Origin of the sequence: Saccharopolyspora gloriosae (assembly GCF_022828475.1) — a bacterium.
In the GTDB taxonomy this organism is placed as follows: domain Bacteria; phylum Actinomycetota; class Actinomycetes; order Mycobacteriales; family Pseudonocardiaceae; genus Saccharopolyspora_C; species Saccharopolyspora_C gloriosae_A.
In genome coordinates, this window is the sequence record NZ_CP059557.1 from 2297233 (window position 1) to 2316193 (window position 18961).

Genomic DNA, 18961 nt, shown 5'->3' on the forward strand with positions numbered 1-18961 from the left:
CGGCGTGGCGGCCTCTCGGACGGTGGTCCCTTTGTCACCATCGGTTCATGAAGCTCAGTGGTCTGCTCGCACGCCAGGAGGAAGTTCGGCCGGGAGTGATCGGAACGGCGCGGGTTCCACGTCGCACCGACGAGCTGCCGCAGCGGCTCGGTCCCGGTGACATCGTCCTGCTGGACCAGGTCGACCTCGATCGCCGGACGGCGGACACCTTGGTGGCGGCCGGCGTCGTCGGCGTGGTCAACGCCGCCCCGTCTATTTCGGGCCGGTTCCCCAACCTGGGGCCGGAGGTGCTGTCGGCTGCCGGGGTCGCCCTGATCGACGGCGTCGGCAGAGAACCGATGCGCGTGATCAAGGACGGCGCACGGTTGCGGCTGCACGAAGGCCGGTTGTACTCGGGTGATCGTGAGGTCGGCTGCGGCGCCGAACAGGACGCCGACTCGATCGCGGATCAGCTGATCGAAGCCAAGGCCGGGATGACCGCGCAGCTGGAGGCGTTCTCGGCCGACACCATCGAGTTCTTGCGCACCGAGCGGATGCTCATTCTCGACGGCGTCGGGGTGCCGGCGGTGACCGTGCCGATCGAGGATCGTCACGTGCTGGTGCTGGTGCCCGGCTACGGGCACGTCGACGATCTCAAACGGCTCAAGCGCTACATCAAGTACTACCGGCCGGTTTTGATCGGCGTGGACGCCGGAGCGGACACGTTGCTCCGCGCCGGTTACCGCCCCGACGTGATCGTCGGTGATCCAGGTGGAATCGCGACCGAGACGTTGAAGCGTGCGACGGAAGTGGTCGTTCCGGCCCACCTGGACGGCCATGCCCCGGGGATCGAGCGCATCCAGGATCTCGGTATCGGTGCGCTGACCTTCCCGGCTTCCGGGAACCCGGAGGATCTGGCATTGCTGATCGCCGATGCTCATAACGCCCGCCTCGTGGTGACGGTCGGTTTCCAGGCGACGCTGCACGAGTTCCTCGATCGCGGCCGGTCCGGTTCGAACCCATCGACCTTCCTGACCAGGTTGCGCTTGGGCAGCAGGCTCGTCGACGGTGCGGCGGTCGCCTCGTTGCAGCGCGCCGCCGGATCGAACGGCGCGCTCGTTCTGCTCTTCTTCGCCGCACTCGTGGTGCTGGCGGTGGCTTTGGCGGTGTCCGGTTTCGGCGACTCCTTCTTCTCGGTGATCGTCGACTTCGGCCGTTCCGCGTTCGAGCAGGCGGGGGAGTGGTTCGCATGATCTCGCTGCGGCAGCACGTGATCTCCCTGATCGCGGTCCTGTTGGCCTTGGCCGTGGGAATCGTGCTCGGGTCGACTTCGCTGAGCGAACGATTGCTCTCGCACGTAGGTCAGGAGCGGGACTCCCTGAGCCGTCAGGTCGATGAGCTGGACGCTGACCGGGCCGCGCTGCGCGGCGAACTTGATGGCGCACATCGGTTCAGCGCCGCGACGGCGCCGCTGGCCGTGCAGGGCAGGCTCGCGGATCACGGCGTCGTCCTGTTCAGCTCTTGGGACGTACCGGAGCAGGACAGGACTGCGATGCGCGGGCTGCTCGAATCCTCCGGGGCGCAGGTGGCGGGTGAAGTGCGACTGTCCGAGGCCGTGGCGGATCCGGACCGAGCCGATCAGGTGCGTCGATTGGTGACCCGGTTGTTGCCCGCGGGCGTGCAGCTGCCCACCGCGACCGACGTCGGCACGCTCACCGGTGGACTGCTCGGACCGCTGACCTTGCTCGATCAGCGGAGCGGGGCGGCCCAGGTCTCGCCGGAGGAGCGGGAGGCGGCGATCACCGGGCTGACCGAGGGGGGCTTCGCCACCGCTGTGGGCGAGGTGCGGTCCGCGCCGCTCGCGCTCGTGCTCACCGGCGGAGGGGCCGGTGGAGCCGGCGCTGCCGACCGAGCGGCATTCTTCGCTCGCTTCGCGTCCCAATTGGATCGGTCCGGAGGTGGTGCGGTTCTCGCGGGTGGTCGCGGATCCGCTGACGGTGACGGGTCGGTCGGGTTCGCGCGTGCCGATACCGCGATCTCCTCGACGCTTTCGACCGTGGACAACGCGGAGACCCCGCAGGGCGAGGTGGCCGCGGTGCTGGCATTGCGGGAGCAGCTCGACCGCCGGGCCGGGCATTACGGCACGGCCAGCAGCGCTGAAGGCATGGTGCCCGGAACGCGCGACTGACCGGGGTCGTGCCCGGCCCGGCGGTGCGGCCGCGCCGGGCGGCGCATACGCGAGTGCGCCGCCCGGCTGGACGACCCGGCAAGCCTGAACACCGCTCCGTGCCCGGGGGAGGGGCCGGGCACGGTGGGCGGGGTCGGCGCCGGGTCGGGTTCGGAAGTCCATGCCATTGATGATGTTCGAGAATTATTCGAATAGCGATAATTCGATGGGGTGACATTCCTGGATCGCTCGGCGGGGGTGTGATCAGACTTGGGCCATGAGCGAGATGCGATCCACCGAGAACGGCAGTGCCGACGAGCCGGGGTCCGCCGGGAGTCGGCTCAGCCGGCAGCAGGCCGGTGAGGCCGACTCCGGGGGCATGCCGGTCGACGACCGGTACGCCCCGGCAGGTCACCGGCAGAGGGGCACTGACCGGGATTCCGAGGCTCCACCTGGCCGTGCGCCGGTCAGCCCGATGGTGCGGCGGTACCTGCTCGCCGGCGAACTGCGGAGGCTACGGCACGCGGCACGGCTGACCCACGCCGACGTGGCCGCCCGCTTGAGTTGGCCGCAGGCGAAGGTGAGCAAGATCGAAGGAGCACGGCAGAGCGTCGGGATCGACGCGGTCATCGCTCTCGCGGACATCTGCCACGCCGACACCGAACATCGTGATCGGTTGGTCGATTTGGCGCGTTCCGCGCGGGAGCGCGGATGGTGGGAGTCCTACCGGGATGTGCTGCCGGCGGATGTGCGGCAGCACATCGGGTTCGAGGCCGAAGCCGTGACCGTGAAACTGTTCGCCACCGAGACCGTGCCTGATCTGGTGCAGACCCGGGACTACGCGGAGGCCGTCAGGGAGGTGCGGCTCTCGGACCACTCGGCGGCGGAGCTCGAACGGTCGCTCGAAGTGCTCCACCGCAGGCAGCAGCGGGTGGAGTCCGGAGATGTCCGGCTGGACTTGACGATCGCCGAATCGTCGCTGCGCCGGGAGGTCGGTGGCCGGGGAGTGCTGGCGGGGCAGTTGGACCGGCTGCGGGAGCTGGCTCGGCGAGAAGCCGTGACCGTACGGGTACTTCCGTTCAGCGCGGGAGCGTTGGCGACCGACGAGCCGTTCTCGTTGCTCTCGTTCGAACTGGACCTTCCCGCAACGGTGGTGAGGACGTTCGGTTCGAGCACCGCCCTGGATGATGATCCGGTGACGGTGGAGGCCGATCGCGCACTTCTGCGGCGTCTCTCCGCGACCGCGTTGTCACCCGATGATTCGCTCCGCTGGCTCGAGGTGGCGGGAAGGTCCCTTGTGGGCGGCTGACCGAGGATGCGGGTGAGGTTGCAGTGGCAGGAGTGGAACTTGCACCAACGGCGGTTGACCTGGAGCTCCTCATCGTGTTCCAAGCCATGCGGGTCGCCGTGTACCGGAGGTTCATCGTGCGTTAGGCTGAAATCCCGTGGGAGAGACGGATTCAGCCGTCCTGCCAGCGCAGATTCACTAGCCCGGCGACGGCTTGACCACGGGGAGCCTTCTTGGTGCCGCAAGCACGCACGATCAAGCACGTGTTCGTCACGGGAGGTGTCGCCTCCTCACTCGGCAAAGGCCTGACCGCGTCGAGTCTCGGCGAACTCCTGACCTCCCGCGGCCTGCGGGTGACGATGCAGAAGCTCGATCCATACCTCAACGTCGACCCCGGAACGATGAACCCGTTCCAGCACGGCGAGGTCTTCGTTACCGAGGACGGGGCTGAAACAGACCTCGACATCGGACACTATGAGCGGTTCCTTGACCGGGACCTCACCAAGAACGCGAATGTGACGACCGGCCAGGTCTACTCGGCGGTCATCGCGAAAGAACGCCGTGGCGAATACCTGGGCGATACGGTCCAGGTGATTCCGCACATCACCGACCAGATCATCGCTCGCATCCGTGCGATGTCCGAACCGGACGAGGACGGCCGCACGCCCGACGTGGTCATCACCGAGGTCGGCGGCACGGTCGGGGACATCGAATCCCTGCCGTTCCTGGAGGCCTGCCGCCAGATGCGGCACGACGTCGGCCGCGACAACTGCTTTTTCCTGCACGTGTCGCTGGTGCCGTACCTGGCTCCGTCCGGCGAGCTGAAGACGAAGCCGACCCAGCACTCGGTGGCCGCGTTGCGCAACATCGGCATCCAGCCCGACGCGCTGGTGTGTCGCGCCGATCGTGATCTCCCTGAGGATCTCAAGCGCAAGATCGCGCTGATGTGCGATGTGGACTCCGACGGGGTCGTCGCCTGCCCGGACGCCCCGTCGATCTACGACATTCCGCGGGTGCTGCACGGCGAAGGGTTGGACGCGTACCTGGTCCGGCGCCTCGGGCTGCCGTTCCGGGACGTCGACTGGACGGTGTGGGGTGACCTGCTGGACCGGGTGCACAAGCCGACCGAACGGGTGCGGATCGCGCTCGTCGGCAAGTACGTGGACCTGCCCGACGCCTACCTCTCGGTCACCGAGGCGTTGCGCGCGGGAGGCTTCGCGCACCGGGCGAAGGTCGAGATCGCGTGGGTCCCGTCCGACGAATGCGAGACCGACTCCGGCGCGGCGCACGCTCTTGCCGGGATGGACGGTGTGCTGATTCCAGGCGGGTTCGGCGTCCGCGGGATCGAAGGCAAGCTCGGGGCGATCCGCTACGCCCGTACGCACGGCATTCCCACCCTCGGCCTGTGCCTGGGCCTGCAGTGCATGGTGATCGAGGTGGCTCGCTCGCTGGCCGAGCTCAAGCGGGCGAACTCCGCGGAGTTCGAGGAGCCCTGCCAGCACCCGGTGATCAGCACGATGGCGGACCAGCGCGATGTGCTCTCCGGGGATCGGGACATGGGCGGCACGATGCGGCTCGGTTCGTACCCGGCGAAATTGGTCGAAGGTTCGGTCGTCGCCGACGCGTACGGCACGCTCGATGTCGCCGAGCGGCACCGGCATCGCTACGAGGTGAACAACGCCTACCGGGACCGGCTGGCCAAGGCGGGCCTGGTGTTCTCCGGCACCTCACCCGACGACCGCCTGGTCGAGTTCGTGGAGCTCTCGCGCGAGCAGCACCCGTTCTTCGTCGGAACGCAGGCGCATCCCGAGCTCAAGAGCCGCCCGACCCGCCCGCACCCGCTGTTCGCGGCTTTCGTCCGGGCCGCCGTGGACTACCGCGCGGCGGAACGGCTCCCGGTCGAGTTGTCGGACAACGTGCAGGCAGGGGTCTGATCCGCACCCGTAAGGTGGCGTCGTGAGCGCACAGAATCCGAGCGACGAGATCGAACGGACCGACGGCACGCATCAGTTCGCCACCACGGCGTCCACCGACGTCTACGTGGGCAAGATCTTGGCCCTACGGGCCGACGAGGTCGCCATGCCCGGCGGTGGACGGGCTCGCCGGGAGGTCGTCGAGCACCTCGGTGCCGTGTCCGTGGTCGCGTTGGACGAGCACGATCAGGTCGTCCTGATCCACCAGTACCGCTATCCGATGGGACGGCGGCTCTGGGAGCTGCCCGCGGGATTGCTCGACGTCGCAGATGAGGACCCGCTGCGGACCGCGCAGCGGGAACTCGCCGAAGAGGTCGGGCTGGCCGCCGAATCCTGGTCGGTGCTGGCGGACATCGCGTCCTCGCCGGGATTCACCGATCAGAGCGAACGCGTGTTCCTGGCGAGTTCGCTCACGGATGTCGGGCGTCCGGTGGCCACCGGTGACGAGGAAGCGGATCTGGTGATCCGGCGGTTCCCGTTCGACGAAGCGGTGCGGATGGTGTTCAGCGGAGAGATCGTGAACGCTCCCGCGGTCGCGGGGCTGCTGGCGGCGCACGCGGTCCGGACCGGTGCGGTCGAGCCGAGGCCGCCGTCGGCGCCCTGGGGCGACCGGCCGCACCGGCTGCGCACTCGGTTGGACGGGTAGTCGACGGACGAGGACGACCAATGCGGGTCCGCTGCCGATGTTCCTCGGCGGCGGACCCGTTTCCGCATCGGCGGAAGCGGCAGCGGGTCCGTGCCACCGGAAGCGAACGGCGATCAGGACTGCAGCACGCGTCCGTGGGCGTCGGTGCTCTCGGTGCTCAAGATGACGATCCCGTCGATCACGCACCAGATCAGCGCGGCGACGGTGCCTAGACCACACGTGATCAAGCCACCGAACGTGCACAGCAGCAGTTGGGCCACCGCGATGCCGGTGTGGCCGGTGTAGAACCGGCCGATCCCGAACGGGAGCAGGATCTGCAGCAGACCGGCGGCGAGACGGGACTTGTCCGACAGCGCCAGGTTCTCGTACGGATGCGGCGCCATCCCGTACGGCATCGGCGCCTGCGTGACCGGCGCGTGGGGATACTGCTGCGGAGTGCCGCCCATCGGTCGTGGCACGGGCAGGTCGATGAACTGCTGCATCAGGTCGTTTCCGGTGATGGAGCGTGTGACTCTGTCGACCCGTTCCTCGTACTCGGTCAGGGACAGTCTGCTGAGGGCGTAGTGTTCGCCGAGTGCCTGGATGGCCTGCGCGCGGTCTTGGTCGCCGATGCGCATCTGGCCGGGATCGTGCGGTGAGGTCACCTTGATCAGATTAGTCGAACTGAGACGCGTGGGTGCGGAAATGGATGCGAGATACGCGCAATCGGCGTAATTCCGTTTGCTCCGTTTCCGTGTCCCGGTACCCAATGATCATGGGTTGACGGCTTTCGGCACCATGGCATAGTTCGGTGGCCGTGGCGTCCTAAGCTGCGCCCCGTTCGCTTCGCGTAGAGGAGTCCGGCAGTGAAAGCCTTCGAGGACCTTCCCGAGGGGTTGCGCACCGCGTGTGCCGGTTTTCTGGACCATTTGGCGGTCGAACGCGGAAGTGCTCGCAGCACGCTGGACTCCTATTCGCGGGATCTGCGCCGATACGGCCTGCACTTGGCCGAGACGGGCGTGCGGAGGCTGCGCGAGGTCGACGCGCGGCAGCTGGCCGCATTCACCGCGGAATTGCGTGAGGGCACGGGCGAGCACGGGCCGCTCGCGCCCTCGTCGGCGGCGCGCGCGCTGGTGGCGGTGCGCGGACTGCACCGGTTCGCCCACGCGGAGGGGTGGGTCGAGGTGGACGTGGCGCGGGAGGTGTCGCCGCCCAGCCCGGCCCGGCGGCTGCCTAAGGCGCTACCGGTCGCCGATGTGCTGCGTTTGCTGGGTGGTGCCGATGGGCGGGACGTGCGCGGCCTGCGGGATCGAGCTCTGCTGGAGCTGCTGTACTCCTCGGGCGCCCGGATCTCGGAAGCGGTGGGCCTCGACGTTGATGACGTGAATTCCGGCGAACGGACGGTGCTGCTCAACGGCAAGGGCGGGCGGCAACGGCTCGTTCCGGTCGGTCGTCCCGCGCTGGAAGCACTGGACGCTTACCTGGTGCGGGCTCGTCCGGTGCTGGCTGCGCGGGGCAAGGGGGCGTCAGCGGTCTTCTTGAACTCCCACGGCGGCAGATTGTCCAGGCAGAGCGCGTGGAATGCGTTGAAATCCGCTGCGGACAAGGCCGGGATCAGCAGTGCCGTGTCGCCGCACGTGCTTCGGCATTCGTTCGCCACACATCTGCTGGAGGGCGGTGCGGATGTGCGGGTGGTGCAGGAATTGCTGGGGCACGCTTCGGTCACCACGACGCAGGTGTACACGCTGGTGACGGTGAACACGCTGCGCGAGGTGTACGCGACGGCCCATCCGCGGGCACTGCGGCGTGATACTTGAACTCGATGGAGTGGGGTGGCACGCATTTCGCCGGGACTCGGCGAGGCGCGTTGCCGCAGGTAGTGAATGCCACTTAGGCTGCGCTCGATCGGTATGATCGTCACCGGCAGACAAGGAGTCCTAGCGCCATGTCGACACCGCAGCCCTCCGCCGAAGGGCGGTCCCGGGGCGCGGTCGACCTGAGCATCGCCCCGCACAAGCCTTCGGCTTCGGGTGGTGAAGCCGAGTTGTCACCTGACGGGAACGTTGGCCCCACCGGCAGGCCGCGCAGGCACATTCCGGAGCCACCGCTGTTGGATCGTCACGGTCCGGCCTCGGTGCTCGCCATGTGCAACCAGAAAGGCGGCGTCGGCAAGACGACGTCGACGATCAACCTGGGTGCCGCGCTCGCCGAATACGGGCGCCGGGTGCTGCTGGTGGACTTCGACCCGCAAGGTGCGCTCTCGGTCGGCCTGGGCGTCCAGCCGCACCAGCTGGATCAGACGATCTACAACGTGATCATGGAGCGGTCGGTGGACGTCCGGGACGTCGTGATGTCCACGACCGTCGAGGGCATGGATCTGTTGCCGAGCAACATCGACCTGTCCGCCGCCGAGGTGCAGCTGGTCGCGGAAGTCGGTCGTGAGCAGACGTTGCAGCGCGTGCTGTTCCCGGCGATGAAGGAGTACGACTTCATCCTGGTCGATTGCCAGCCGTCGCTGGGCCTGCTGACGGTGAACGCGCTCGCCGCCGCCGATGGCGTGATCATTCCCCTGGAGTGCGAGTTCTTCAGCCTCCGCGGGGTCGCGCTGCTGATCGACACGATCGAGAAGGTGCAGGAGCGGCTGAACCCGAAGCTCGAGATCAGCGGCATTCTGGCGACGATGTTCGACCCGCGCACGTTGCATTCGCGCGAGGTGATGGCCCGCGTGGTCGAGGCGTTCGGCGATGTCGTGTTCGACAGCGTGATCAACCGGACGGTGCGGTTCCCGGAGACCACGGTGGCCGGTGAGCCGATCACCAGGTGGGCGCCGCGTTCGGCGGGGGCGCAGGCTTATCGTTCGTTGGCTCGCGAGGTGATCGCGCGGTGATCGCTCCCGTGCGGCAGGGCGCCGGGGAGGGCGTGTGAGGCGTCGTGCGGAGTTGCCCGGTGCATCCGAATTGTTCCGGACGACGGTGCGGAACATCGAGGCGCCGGTCGAACAACCCGCCGCCGAGCCGACTGCGAGCGGGCGGCAGGACAGGTCGGGGTCGGGGCGGCGCAGGCACGATGCGAAAATCACCGTGTACGTCTCCGATGAGGAGTTGCTGGCGTTGGAACAGGCCCGGCTCGCCCTGCGCGCTGAGCACGGTATCGCGGTGGATCGCGGCAGGGTCGTGCGTGAAGGGGTGGCGATGCTGCTCGCTGATCTTGATGCGCGTGGTGCCGATTCGGTGCTGGTGCGCAGGCTGCAGGCGGAGTCCGGCGAGTGACCGATTCCCCAACCGGCGGGGTCGATGCTGTTCCGGTGCAGGACCGGGCCGCCCCCGAGGCGGCTGACGCCGCGCCCACCGAGTCCGTGCCCGTCGTCGCGACCGCGGAGCCGTCGTCGTCGGGGCGTTTCACGGTGCGGCTGGACAACTTCGAAGGTCCGTTCGACCTGCTGCTGCAGCTGATCTCGCAGCATCAGATGGACGTAACCGAGGTGGCGCTGCACAAGGTCACCGATGAGTTCATCGCTTACACGAAGGCCTTAGGGGAGCACTGGAACCTCGACGAGACCACTGAGTTCCTGGTCGTCGCCGCGACGCTGCTGGATTTGAAGGCCGCGCGGTTGCTACCTGCCGCGGAGGTCGAGGACGAGGACGATCTGGCGCTGCTGGAGGCGCGTGACCTGCTGTTCGCGCGGTTGTTGCAGTACCGGGCGTACAAGCAGGTCGCGGCGCTGTTCGGGGAGCTGGAGGCGGGTGCGCTGCGGCGGTATCCGCGTGCGGTGGCGTTGGAGCCCCGGTTCGAGGGGCTGCTGCCCGAGGTGATGATCGGGGTGGGGCCGCAGCGGCTGGCGGAGATCGCCGCCGCGGTCTTCCGGCCGAAACCACCGCCTTCGGTGTCGCTGGAGCACATTCACCAGCATCAGGTGTCGGTGCGGGAGCACGCGGCGATGTTGCGACTGCGGCTGGCGGAACTGGGCGCCGCGGACTTCTCGACGCTGGTGGAGGACTGCGAGCACACGGTGGAGATCGTGGCTCGGTTCCTGGCGTTGCTGGAGTTGTTCCGGGAGAAGGTGCTCGCCTTCGAGCAGGAGGATCCGCTGGGGGATCTGCTGGTGCGTTGGGTAGGCGGCAGCCTCGACGAGGCGCGGGTCGCGGCCGAGGCGGACCGGCGGAGCGCGAACGAAGAGGAATACGGGTGAGGGCAGTGAACGACGCTTCCGGCGCGGAGACCCAGGCCGAGCAGGCGCGGTTCGAGGAAGATGCCGCCGGGGCCGACACCGTTGTTTCCGACGCGGCTGTGGCCGATGCGGACGAGCAGGAGGTGCCGGCGTCCGCGGCGGAAGCCGCCGAGCCCGCTCAGGCGGAGCCGGCCGGCGCCGCGGTGTCGCGCACACCCCCGGACCTGACCGCTGACGAGACTTTGGACTCGGCGCTGGAGGCGCTGTTGCTCGTGGTCGACGTCCCGGCGGGGGAGGAGTTGCTCGCAGACACCCTGGAGCAGCCGGTCGCCCGGATCCGCACCGCGCTGCAACGGTTGGCGCAGGGTTACGAGGAGTCCGAGCGGGGCATCGACCTGCGGCGGGTCGGTGAAGGTTGGCGGTTCTACACCCGCGAGACCTACGCGCCCTACGTCGAGCGGTACCTGCTGGACGGGCAGCGCGCGAAGCTGACCCGTGCGGCGTTGGAGACGCTCGCGGTGATCTCGTACCGGCAGCCGGTGACCCGTGCGCGGGTGGCGGCGGTACGCGGTGTCAACGTCGACGGCGTCATCCGTACCCTGGTGGGGCGCGGCCTTGTCGAGGAGGCCGGTACCGACCCGGAGACCGGCGGGTTCCTGTACTGCACGACGGAGCTGTTCTTGGAGCGGCTCGGACTGTCGTCGCTGAAGGATCTTCCGCCGCTGGCTCCCTTGTTGCCTGAAGTGGATACGATCGACGATGTCTGAAAACCGTGCCCCGGCCCCTTCGTCCGCTGCGGGTTCGCAGCCGGAGGGCATTCGGCTGCAGAAGGTGCTGTCCCGCGCGGGAGTGGCTTCGCGTCGCGCCGCGGAGGGCATGATCACCGAAGGCCGCATCGAGGTGGACGGCCAGGTCGTCACCGAACTCGGTCGGCGGGTGGACCCGGAGACGTCGGTGATCCACGTGGACGGCTCCAGGGTGGTCGTCAACGAGGACGTGCAGCACCTGTTGCTGAACAAGCCGAAGGGCATCCTGTGCTCCATGTCCGATGACCAGGGGCGACCCTGCATCGGTGACTACTTGCGCGAACGTGACGGCAAGCTGTTCCACGTGGGGCGGCTGGACGTCGACACCGAGGGCCTGCTACTCATCACCAATGACGGCGAGCTGGCGCACCGGCTGATGCACCCCTCGTACCAGGTGCTCAAGACGTACCTGGCGGAGGTGCCGGGGCCGATCGCGAAGGACCTGGGCAAGCAGTTGCGGTCCGGCGTGACCTTGGACGACGGCCAGGTGAAGGTCGACAAGTTCCGCTTGGTCGACGTCAACGAGGGGCGTGCACTGGTCGAGGTCGTCCTGCACGAGGGGCGCAAGCACGTGGTGCGGCGGATGTTGGAGCAGGTCGGGCACCCGGTGCGACGGCTGGTGCGCACGGCGATCGACGAGGTGAAGCTGACCAGCGAACGGCCCGGCGCGATCCGCAAGCTGGATCGCAAGGAGGTCGGCGCGCTCTACCGAGCCGTCAGCATGTGATTTTCGAGCGCGATTCGGGCTGATTGAGACGCGCGCAGCTTGTTCGATAGGCGCGATCTGTTCAGTGTCGAGTGAAATTTGGCAGCGGTTCGGTCCAGTTTGCGCGGGCCGGGAAAAGCCGCAATGACAGGTCAGGCCGGGAACGACGGACGCACATGTCCGACGTTCCCGGCCTGACTTCATGGACCACCGTAGTGCGGATCAGGCCTTGGCCTGGGGCTTCCGCGAGACGACCAAGCGAGCCACGGGCTCGACGACTCGTGCCGCGACCGGCCCCAGGATGGCCATGAGCAGGACGTACGCGGTGGCCAGTGCTGCCAGTTCCCCGAGACCGCTCCGGAAGCGACCGCGAGTCCGGCGATGACGATGGAGAACTCGCCGCGGGCTACGAGCGCCGCACCGGCTCGGGCGCGGCCCATTTTGCCGATGCCCTGGGAGTGCGCGGCGAACCAGCCGGTGCCGATCTTGGTGACCGCGGTGACGACGGCCAGCACCAGGGCGAACCCCAGCACCGGCGGAATCTGCGACGGATCGGTGTTGAGGCCGAAGACCACGAAGAACACCGCGGCGAACAGGTCGCGCAACGGCTCCAGCATCCGGGTGGCGTTCTGCGCGGTGGAACCGGAGATCGCGATGCCCAGCAGGAACGAGCCCACCGCGGCCGAGACTTGCAGCTCCGAGGCGATTCCCGCGACCAGCAGGGCCGAGCCGAGCAGACGAAGCAGGAACACCTCGTGATCAGGGCTGTCGATCAACGCGGAGACGTAGCGCCCGAACTTCAAGGCGACCAAGAGCACGATCGAGATGACGATCAGTGAGATGCCGACGGCGGTCAGCCCGCCGAGCAGGCTCACCCCGCCCAGAACAGCGGTGAGGATCGGCAGGTAGACCGCCATTGCCAGGTCCTCGAATACCAGGATGGACAGCACCACGGGTGTTTCGCGGTTACCGAGCCTGCCGAGGTCGCCGAGAACTTTCGCGATGATGCCGGAAGAAGAGATGTAGGTGACGCCCGCCATGGTCAGTGCGCCGACCGGACCCCAGCCCAACAGCAGCGCGACGATCGCGCCAGGGGCCGAGTTCAGCACCAGATCGACCAGACCGGCCAGCCAAGAACGCCGGAGTCCCGTGACGAGTTCGCCCGCCGAGTACTCCAGCCCGAGTAAGAGCAATAGCAGCACCACGCCTATCTCGGAGGCTAGATGCGTGAACGGCTCGATCCCGTGCAGCGGTATCAATCCGCCGGTGCCGAAGGCGATTCCACCTATGAGGTAAAGCGGGATCGGCGAGATGCCGATTCTCCAGGCGAGGCGGCCTAATACGCCGAGACCGAAGAACACCGCTCCCAGCTCGATGAGGGAGATCGCCGTGTCGTGCACCGTGTTTCCTCTCGCCCCTGTTCGAGTACCTATTCAGTTGTCCCGCTGCTTGAGCGCACGAGGTTCCCGTCCAAGAGCGCGGTGCTCTTGGACGTAGCGGACGACCTTGTCCTCTGCGGACTCGGCTGGGCGGCTAGCCCCGTTCGAGGATTTCGCCCGCGGCCCGGAGTCCGTCGGCGGTGCCGACCACGACCACCAGGTCGCCGGCGTGGAACTCGAAGTCGGGACGCGGCGACGGGTGCACCGTGCCGTCTCGTACGACGGCGACGATCGACGCCGAAGTGCGGGTGCGCATTTCGGTGTCGCCGAGGGTCCGTCCGTCGAACGGGGAGCCTTGATCGACCGGGAGCTGCCAGGTGTTGATCCCGGCGACTTCGCGCTGCTGCTCGCTCAAGCGCGCCACCAGCTGGGGGGCGCCGAGCAGGTTGGCGAGGGTGTTGGTCTCCTCGGCGGTGAGCCCGGCCGAAGCGGCGACCTTGTCCGGGTCGTCGTGGCCGGAGACGATCAGCTCGAAGCGTCCATCGCGGTAAGTGATCACACCGATCCGGTGCCCGGAACGAGTGACGAAGTCCTGTTGTGTCCCGAGTCCCGGAAGCGGGGTCACTGTGACGTCCACACGATCGAGCCTAATACAGGAAGTCGAGTGTGTAAGCAGGGGCTGGGACGAACCGGTGAAACCAGGACCGCTGGGCGCCGCGATGGGTGCTTCCTGTGAACGGTGTGCCTTCGATCGTGGACGCAAGTGGGGAACCCATTGGTGGAGCAGGCACAATGAGTGGTTGGTCCGGCGTTTCCTCGGCCGGTGGTGACTAAGGAGGAGACTCGACGTGGCACACGCCGAGCTTCGTGGAGTGGTGGCCCTCGACGGCCCCTCGGGCACTGGGAAATCGACGGTGGCCCGGAAGCTGGCCGCGGCGCTGTCTGCGTCGTATCTCGACACCGGAGCGATGTACCGGGCGGTCACGCTCGCGGTGCTGCGCGCGGGGGTGCCGATCACCGATGAGGCCGCGGTGGCCGAGGTGGCCGCGTCCACGCTGCCGGTGATGGGCACGGAGCCACTGCTTCCGACGGTCGCGCTCGCAGGCGAGGACGTGGGGCAGGAGATCCGTGGTGCCGAGGTGACCGGTGCGGTCTCCGCGGTGTCGGCCGTCGCGCGAGTGCGCGAACTGCTGGTCCAGGAGCAGCGCAGGATCATCCGGGAGGCGTTGGACGAACCCGGCGGTGTGGTGGTGGAAGGCCGCGACATCGGCACGGTGGTCGCGCAGGACGCCGGTCTGAAGGTGTACTTGACCGCTTCGTCGCAGGCGCGCGCACGTCGCCGCAGCGATCAGGATGTGGCGGCGGGCCGAACGTCCGACCTGGAACGCACCCATGCCGATGTGCAGCGCCGTGACGCCTACGACTCCGGCCGCGCCGTGTCGCCGCTGCGGATGGCGGAGGACGCCGTCGAGCTCGACACCACCGACTTGGACGTCGCGGGCGTGCTGGAACAGCTGCACGCGCTGGTCGACACCAGAGGGCTGTTCGCCGGGGTGGAGTCGACGCGATGAGCGCGACCGGCTCCGATCTGCCGGACGGTGCGTCGCCGCGACTGCACCGGGTGGGGCGCTGGATCGGGAAGATCTTCGTGCCGCTGCCGTACCGGCTGCGAGTGCATCACGTCGATCGAGTTCCCCGCACCGGGCCGCTGGTGCTGGTGGCCAACCACAGCTCACTGCTGGAAGCTCCGCTGCTGTTCGGAATCGTGCCGCGCAACGTGGTGTTCCTGGTGAAGAACGAATTGTTCCGGGGGCCGCTCGGGTGGTTCCTGCGCCGGCTCGGTCAGATCCCGGTGCGCCGCGGCGAACCGGACCGGACTCCGCTGCTGGCGGCGGTGCGGGTGCTGCGTTCCGGCGGATTGGTCGGGGTGTTCCCGGAGGGAACTCGCGGCGATGGGGACGTGGCCAACGCGCAGCACGGGGCGGCGTGGTTGGCGAGGACGTCCGGCGCACAGGTGCTACCGGTGGCATGCCGGGGCACGCGCGGCCCCGACGGAAAGGGCCGTAGGCTGTTGCCCAGGGTGGATGTGCTGTTCGGCGAGCCGGTGACATTGCCGGTGGCCAAGGGGCGCGCTGGATTGACGGCAGCGACCGAGCGGGTCCGCGAAGAACTGGTCGGGCTGATCGCCGAATTGGACGGGCTGATCGCCGAGACCGCCGAAAGCGACGATGTGAGAGGTAAACGAGCGTGACCGAAGAGTCGGTGGGCCGCCCGGAAGATGTGGGTGCGCCGCTCGACGGCGGCCTGGACGGTACGTGGTCGGATGAGGCCGAGTGGACCGAGTTCGACGGGGTCGAGGGCGCCGAGGACGCCGCCGAAGGCGGGCCGCAGCCGGTGCTGGCAGTGGTCGGCAGGCCGAACGTGGGCAAGTCGACGCTGGTGAACCGGTTGCTGGGGCGTCGTGAAGCGGTCGTGCAGGACCAGCCGGGCGTGACCAGGGACCGCGTCGCCTACGACGCGTTGTGGAACGGCAGGCGTTTCACGGTGGTCGACACCGGCGGCTGGGAGCCGGGCGCGAAGGGTTTGCAGGCCGCCGTGGCCAAGCAGGCCGAGATGGCGATGACCACGGCGGACGCGGTGCTGCTCGTGGTGGACGCCCAGGTCGGCGCGACCGCGACGGAAGAGGCCGTGGCGCGGGTGCTGCGCCGTTCGAAGCGGCCCGTGCTGCTGGCGGCCAACAAGGTCGACGACGAGCGGATCTACGCGGACGCGGCGGCCCTGTGGTCGCTCGGCCTGGGTGAGCCGCGGCCGATCAGCGGGTTGCACGGACGTGGCTCCGGTGACCTGCTGGACGCGATCCTCGAGGTGTTCCCGGATGTGCCGCACGAGCAGTTCGGCGTCACCGGCGGGCCGCGCCGGGTCGCGCTCGTGGGCAAGCCGAACGTCGGCAAGTCGAGCCTGCTCAACAAGCTCACCGGTGAGCAGCGTGCGGTCGTCGATGACGTCGCGGGCACCACGGTCGACCCGGTGGACTCGCTGGTCGAGCTCGACAGCGAGGTGTGGCGGTTCGTTGACACGGCCGGCCTGCGCAAGCGGGTCCGGACCGCGAGCGGCACCGAGTACTACGCGTCGCTGCGCACGAAGGCCGCGATCGAGGCGGCGGAGGTGGCGGTCGTGCTGATCGACGCCTCCGAGCCGTTGACCGAGCAGGACCTGCGGGTGATCGGCATGGTCATCGAAGCGGGCCGTGCGCTGGTGCTGGTGTGCAACAAGTGGGACCTGGTCGACGACGACCGCAGGCGGCGGCTCGACAACGAACTCGACCGCGAGATGGTGCGGGCGCGTTGGGCGGAACGCGTGAACGTCTCCGCGGAGACGGGGCGTTCGGTGGCGAAGCTCGCGCCGGCGTTGCGCACCGCGTTGGAGTCCTGGGACACGCGTGTTCCGACCGGGCGGCTCAACTCGTGGCTGTCGGATCTGGTCGCGGCGAGCCCGCCGCCGGTGCGCGGCGGCAAGCAGACGAAGATCCTGTTCGCGACGCAGGCGCACCCGCGTCCGCCGACACTGGTGCTGTTCACCACCGGGTTCCTGGAAGCCGGTTACCGGCGGTTCGTGGAGCGCAAGTTCCGCGAAGAATTCGGGTTCACCGGCAGTCCGGTCCGGATCTCGGTGCGGGTGCGCGAACGCAAGGACGGACGCAAGGCACGCCGCTGAACGGGCTAGTGGCCGGGTACTGCACGCAGACCAAGATTGCCTTGCCGATAACCTTCGGTCGGCCCTTTGTACAGGGGAGGTGACCCAGGGTGCGTGCTGAATCCGCCGCGGAGGGTTCCGCGGCGCGGCCGATCAGGCTGGTGTTGGCCGATGACGAGGTGATGTTGCGGCGGGGCTTGCGGGTTCTGCTGGAGCATGACGGCCTGATCCGGGTGGTCGCCGAGGCGGGCACCGGGGATGAGTTGCTGTCGGTGGTGCGGACGCACCAGCCGGACGTGGCGTTGATCGACGTGCAGATGCCGGGCAAGGACGGGCTGGCCGCGTTACGGGAGTTGCGCGGATTGCCGCGTCCTCCGGTGTGCGCGGTGCTCACGACCTTCGACTTGGACGACTACGTCGCGGAGGCGTTGCGCCTGGGGGCGCACGGTTTCCTGTTGAAGGACGCGGAGCCGGACGCGTTGGTGCGCGCGGTGCAGGACCTCGCGGCCGGTGGTGCGGTGCTGGATCCGCGGATCGCCGTGCGGTTGTTGCCGAGATTCCGTTCACTGGGGGACTCGGCGCACGAGGTCCGGCTGGTGCGGAGCTTGTCTGCGCGGGAACGCCAAGTGTTGGAGTTGCTCGGTGCGGGCCGTTCCAACGCGCACATCGGCGAGAAGCTGGGGTTGACCGAGGCCACGGTGAAAAGTTATGTCTCAACTGTGTTGAGCAAACTGGGGGCCGAGAACCGAGTGCAGGCGGCGCTGATCGCGCAGCGCGTCGCGGGGACGGGTGAGGGCGAGCGGCGTTGAGCGGGCTTGCCGGGTTGCGTCCGCGGCGGTTGTTGCTGGACGCACTGGCGGTGCTCGTTCCCGTTGTGGTGGTGCTGCTCGCGCAGAACGGTTCGACCTGGGCGCTGGTGACCGGGTTGATCGCGTCCGCGGGTCTGCTGCTGCGTCATTGGTCGCCGCGGTTGGCGTTGGTGCTGTGCCTTCCGGGATTGGCCGGTGGGCTGGGGTGGGCCGCGGCGTTCGTGGCGCTGTTCCGGTTGGGGCAGGCCCGGTCGCAGTCATGGTGGCTGGTGGGCTGGGTGTCGCTGGCGGCGATCACGGCATTGCTGCCGGTGCTGATCTGGCAGTCCTTGCCGCTGAACGACTTGGCGCTGACGCTGACGTTCGTGCTGATCGCTGCGGGCAGTCCGGCGGTGATCGGCACGTTGATCGCGACGCGGGCTCAGCTGACGACGAGCATGCGGCGGCTGCAGGACGCGACGGAGGCGGAGTTGTCTGCGAAGGTGGAGACCGCTCGCGCTGAAGAGCGCGCCCGCATCGCCCGCGAAATCCACGACGCGGTGGGGCATCACGTCACCCTGATCGCCGTCGAGGCGGCGGCGATGGCCGCGAACAGCGCGGAGCCCGACGTCCGCGACTCCGCGATCCGGGTGCGGGGTTTGGCGAAGGAAGCGCTGGGCGAGATGCGTTCGACGCTGGGTCTCGCGTCCGAGGAGCGTGATTCCGCAGGTGCGCGAGCCATTCCGGAACTGGTCGCGAGGGCACAGCGGTCCGGCGTCCGAGTGGTGCTCAGCGACGAATGTTCGGAAGCGGTGCAGTTGTCGTCCGGGGTGAGCCGGGCCGTGTACCGGGTGGTGCAGGAAGCGCTCACGAACGTCTCCAAGCATGCGCCCGGCGCTGAGGTCATGGTGGAGCTGACCGGAAGCGATGATCGACTGCAGGTCGTCGTGCGCAACGGTGCTCCGACGCTCGACCTGCGCGCGGTGCCCGTGGGCGATGCGGCGGACGTGGGGCGTGGCGGTTCGGGGTTGGCAGGGTTGTCGGAGCGGGTGCGGATGCTGGGCGGCACCTTGGAGGCGGCGCCCGCAGCCGAAGGCTTCGAACTACGCGCCGAACTTCCTCTTTCTCAGTTGTAGGTTCTGGGCTCGTTTTGCTTTGGTGGTCGGGTGGCGGAACCTCAGTTGCTTCCTCGCTGCGGGATCTTTTTCCCTAGTGGCTCCGCCACGAGGGAAAAAGCTGTCCTCGCGAGGAAGCAACTGAGAACCCGCCGGTGGTCGGCTTTTTGACGTGGGCTATGCGCTGACGCGCATACAGGCACGGCTTCGCCGCGAGGCACGGCGTTTGGCCGTTAGGGACGGCTTCGCTGTAGGGCGGGTTTGTTTCGTTGTC

The 18961-nt window shown here is 68.3% G+C and carries 18 protein-coding genes and 1 pseudogene; 16 read left to right on the forward strand and 3 right to left on the reverse strand.

Features of this window, described 5'->3' with window-relative positions:
- Positions 1-47: 47 nt before the first annotated feature.
- The 5 genes from steA to H2Q94_RS09770 all read left to right on the forward strand — a co-directional run bounded on the left by steA (position 48) and on the right by H2Q94_RS09770 (position 6053).
- Positions 48-1232, forward strand: a complete 1185-nt coding sequence (steA, locus tag H2Q94_RS09750) for a putative cytokinetic ring protein SteA (protein WP_243794111.1) — start codon at positions 48-50, stop codon at positions 1230-1232.
- The gene (locus tag H2Q94_RS09755; protein ID WP_243794112.1) at positions 1229-2167 is read left to right on the forward strand and encodes a copper transporter; all 939 of its coding nucleotides are present in this window, start codon (positions 1229-1231) and stop codon (positions 2165-2167) included. The genes steA and H2Q94_RS09755 overlap by 4 nt, the downstream gene beginning before the upstream one ends.
- Positions 2168-2423: 256 nt before the next feature.
- On the forward strand, positions 2424-3455 hold the full coding sequence (locus H2Q94_RS09760; RefSeq protein WP_243794113.1) for a helix-turn-helix domain-containing protein: 1032 nt from the start codon (positions 2424-2426) through the stop codon (positions 3453-3455).
- 215 nt (positions 3456-3670) lie between these two features.
- Positions 3671-5368, forward strand: coding sequence for a CTP synthase (locus tag H2Q94_RS09765; protein ID WP_397545449.1), 1698 nt, complete (start codon positions 3671-3673; stop codon positions 5366-5368).
- 22 nt (positions 5369-5390) lie between these two features.
- The gene (locus H2Q94_RS09770) at positions 5391-6053 is read left to right on the forward strand and encodes an NUDIX domain-containing protein (RefSeq protein ID WP_243794115.1); all 663 of its coding nucleotides are present in this window, start codon (positions 5391-5393) and stop codon (positions 6051-6053) included.
- A gap of 113 nt (positions 6054-6166) precedes the next feature.
- Here H2Q94_RS09770 and H2Q94_RS09775 read toward each other — a convergent pair whose 3' ends face one another.
- The gene (locus tag H2Q94_RS09775) at positions 6167-6697 is read right to left on the reverse strand and encodes a DUF1707 domain-containing protein (protein WP_243794116.1); all 531 of its coding nucleotides are present in this window, start codon (positions 6695-6697) and stop codon (positions 6167-6169) included.
- Between the two features lie 201 nt (positions 6698-6898).
- Between H2Q94_RS09775 and xerD the strand changes: the two genes are divergently transcribed.
- From xerD to H2Q94_RS09805, 6 genes are all read left to right on the forward strand, one after another.
- Positions 6899-7849: a site-specific tyrosine recombinase XerD gene (gene xerD, locus H2Q94_RS09780; protein WP_243794117.1), complete on the forward strand. Its 951-nt coding sequence runs from the start codon at positions 6899-6901 to the stop codon at positions 7847-7849.
- Between the two features lie 128 nt (positions 7850-7977).
- Positions 7978-8919, forward strand: coding sequence for a ParA family protein (locus tag H2Q94_RS09785; protein ID WP_243794120.1), 942 nt, complete (start codon positions 7978-7980; stop codon positions 8917-8919).
- 34 nt (positions 8920-8953) lie between these two features.
- Positions 8954-9301, forward strand: a complete 348-nt coding sequence (locus H2Q94_RS09790) for a hypothetical protein (protein ID WP_243794122.1) — start codon at positions 8954-8956, stop codon at positions 9299-9301.
- An 86-nt stretch (positions 9302-9387) separates the two neighbouring features.
- Positions 9388-10221, forward strand: coding sequence for a segregation and condensation protein A (locus tag H2Q94_RS09795; RefSeq protein WP_243795635.1), 834 nt, complete (start codon positions 9388-9390; stop codon positions 10219-10221).
- Positions 10218-10967 carry an SMC-Scp complex subunit ScpB gene (gene scpB / locus H2Q94_RS09800; protein WP_397545450.1) on the forward strand — a complete coding sequence of 250 codons (750 nt, stop codon included), beginning with the start codon at positions 10218-10220 and terminating at the stop codon, positions 10965-10967. The genes H2Q94_RS09795 and scpB overlap by 4 nt, the downstream gene beginning before the upstream one ends.
- Complete coding sequence (locus H2Q94_RS09805; RefSeq protein WP_243794125.1) at positions 10960-11733, forward strand: pseudouridine synthase; 774 nt, start codon at positions 10960-10962, stop codon at positions 11731-11733. The genes scpB and H2Q94_RS09805 overlap by 8 nt, the downstream gene beginning before the upstream one ends.
- Positions 11734-11934: 201 nt before the next feature.
- Here H2Q94_RS09805 and H2Q94_RS09810 read toward each other — a convergent pair.
- Together H2Q94_RS09810 and H2Q94_RS09815 are read right to left on the reverse strand one after the other, a co-directional pair.
- Positions 11935-13112: pseudogene (locus H2Q94_RS09810) on the reverse strand (cation:proton antiporter).
- Between the two features lie 133 nt (positions 13113-13245).
- Positions 13246-13728, reverse strand: a complete 483-nt coding sequence (locus tag H2Q94_RS09815) for a cation:proton antiporter regulatory subunit (RefSeq protein ID WP_243794127.1) — start codon at positions 13726-13728, stop codon at positions 13246-13248.
- 211 nt (positions 13729-13939) lie between these two features.
- On the opposite strand from H2Q94_RS09815, the gene cmk reads away from it, so the two are divergent.
- The 5 genes from cmk (at position 13940) to H2Q94_RS09840 (ending at position 18708) form a co-directional block, all read left to right on the forward strand.
- Positions 13940-14662 (forward strand): (d)CMP kinase, encoded by a 723-nt coding sequence (gene cmk, locus H2Q94_RS09820; protein WP_243794130.1) that lies wholly within the window; start codon positions 13940-13942, stop codon positions 14660-14662.
- On the forward strand, positions 14659-15342 hold the full coding sequence (locus H2Q94_RS09825; protein WP_243794132.1) for a lysophospholipid acyltransferase family protein: 684 nt from the start codon (positions 14659-14661) through the stop codon (positions 15340-15342). The genes cmk and H2Q94_RS09825 overlap by 4 nt, the downstream gene beginning before the upstream one ends.
- On the forward strand, positions 15339-16805 hold the full coding sequence (der, locus tag H2Q94_RS09830; protein ID WP_243794134.1) for a ribosome biogenesis GTPase Der: 1467 nt from the start codon (positions 15339-15341) through the stop codon (positions 16803-16805). The genes H2Q94_RS09825 and der overlap by 4 nt, the downstream gene beginning before the upstream one ends.
- Before the next feature lie 89 nt (positions 16806-16894).
- Positions 16895-17593, forward strand: coding sequence for a response regulator (locus tag H2Q94_RS09835; protein WP_258718675.1), 699 nt, complete (start codon positions 16895-16897; stop codon positions 17591-17593).
- The gene (locus H2Q94_RS09840; RefSeq protein ID WP_243794137.1) at positions 17590-18708 is read left to right on the forward strand and encodes a sensor histidine kinase; all 1119 of its coding nucleotides are present in this window, start codon (positions 17590-17592) and stop codon (positions 18706-18708) included. Before H2Q94_RS09835 ends, H2Q94_RS09840 begins: the two co-directional genes overlap by 4 nt.
- The last annotated feature ends 253 nt before the right edge of the window (positions 18709-18961 follow it).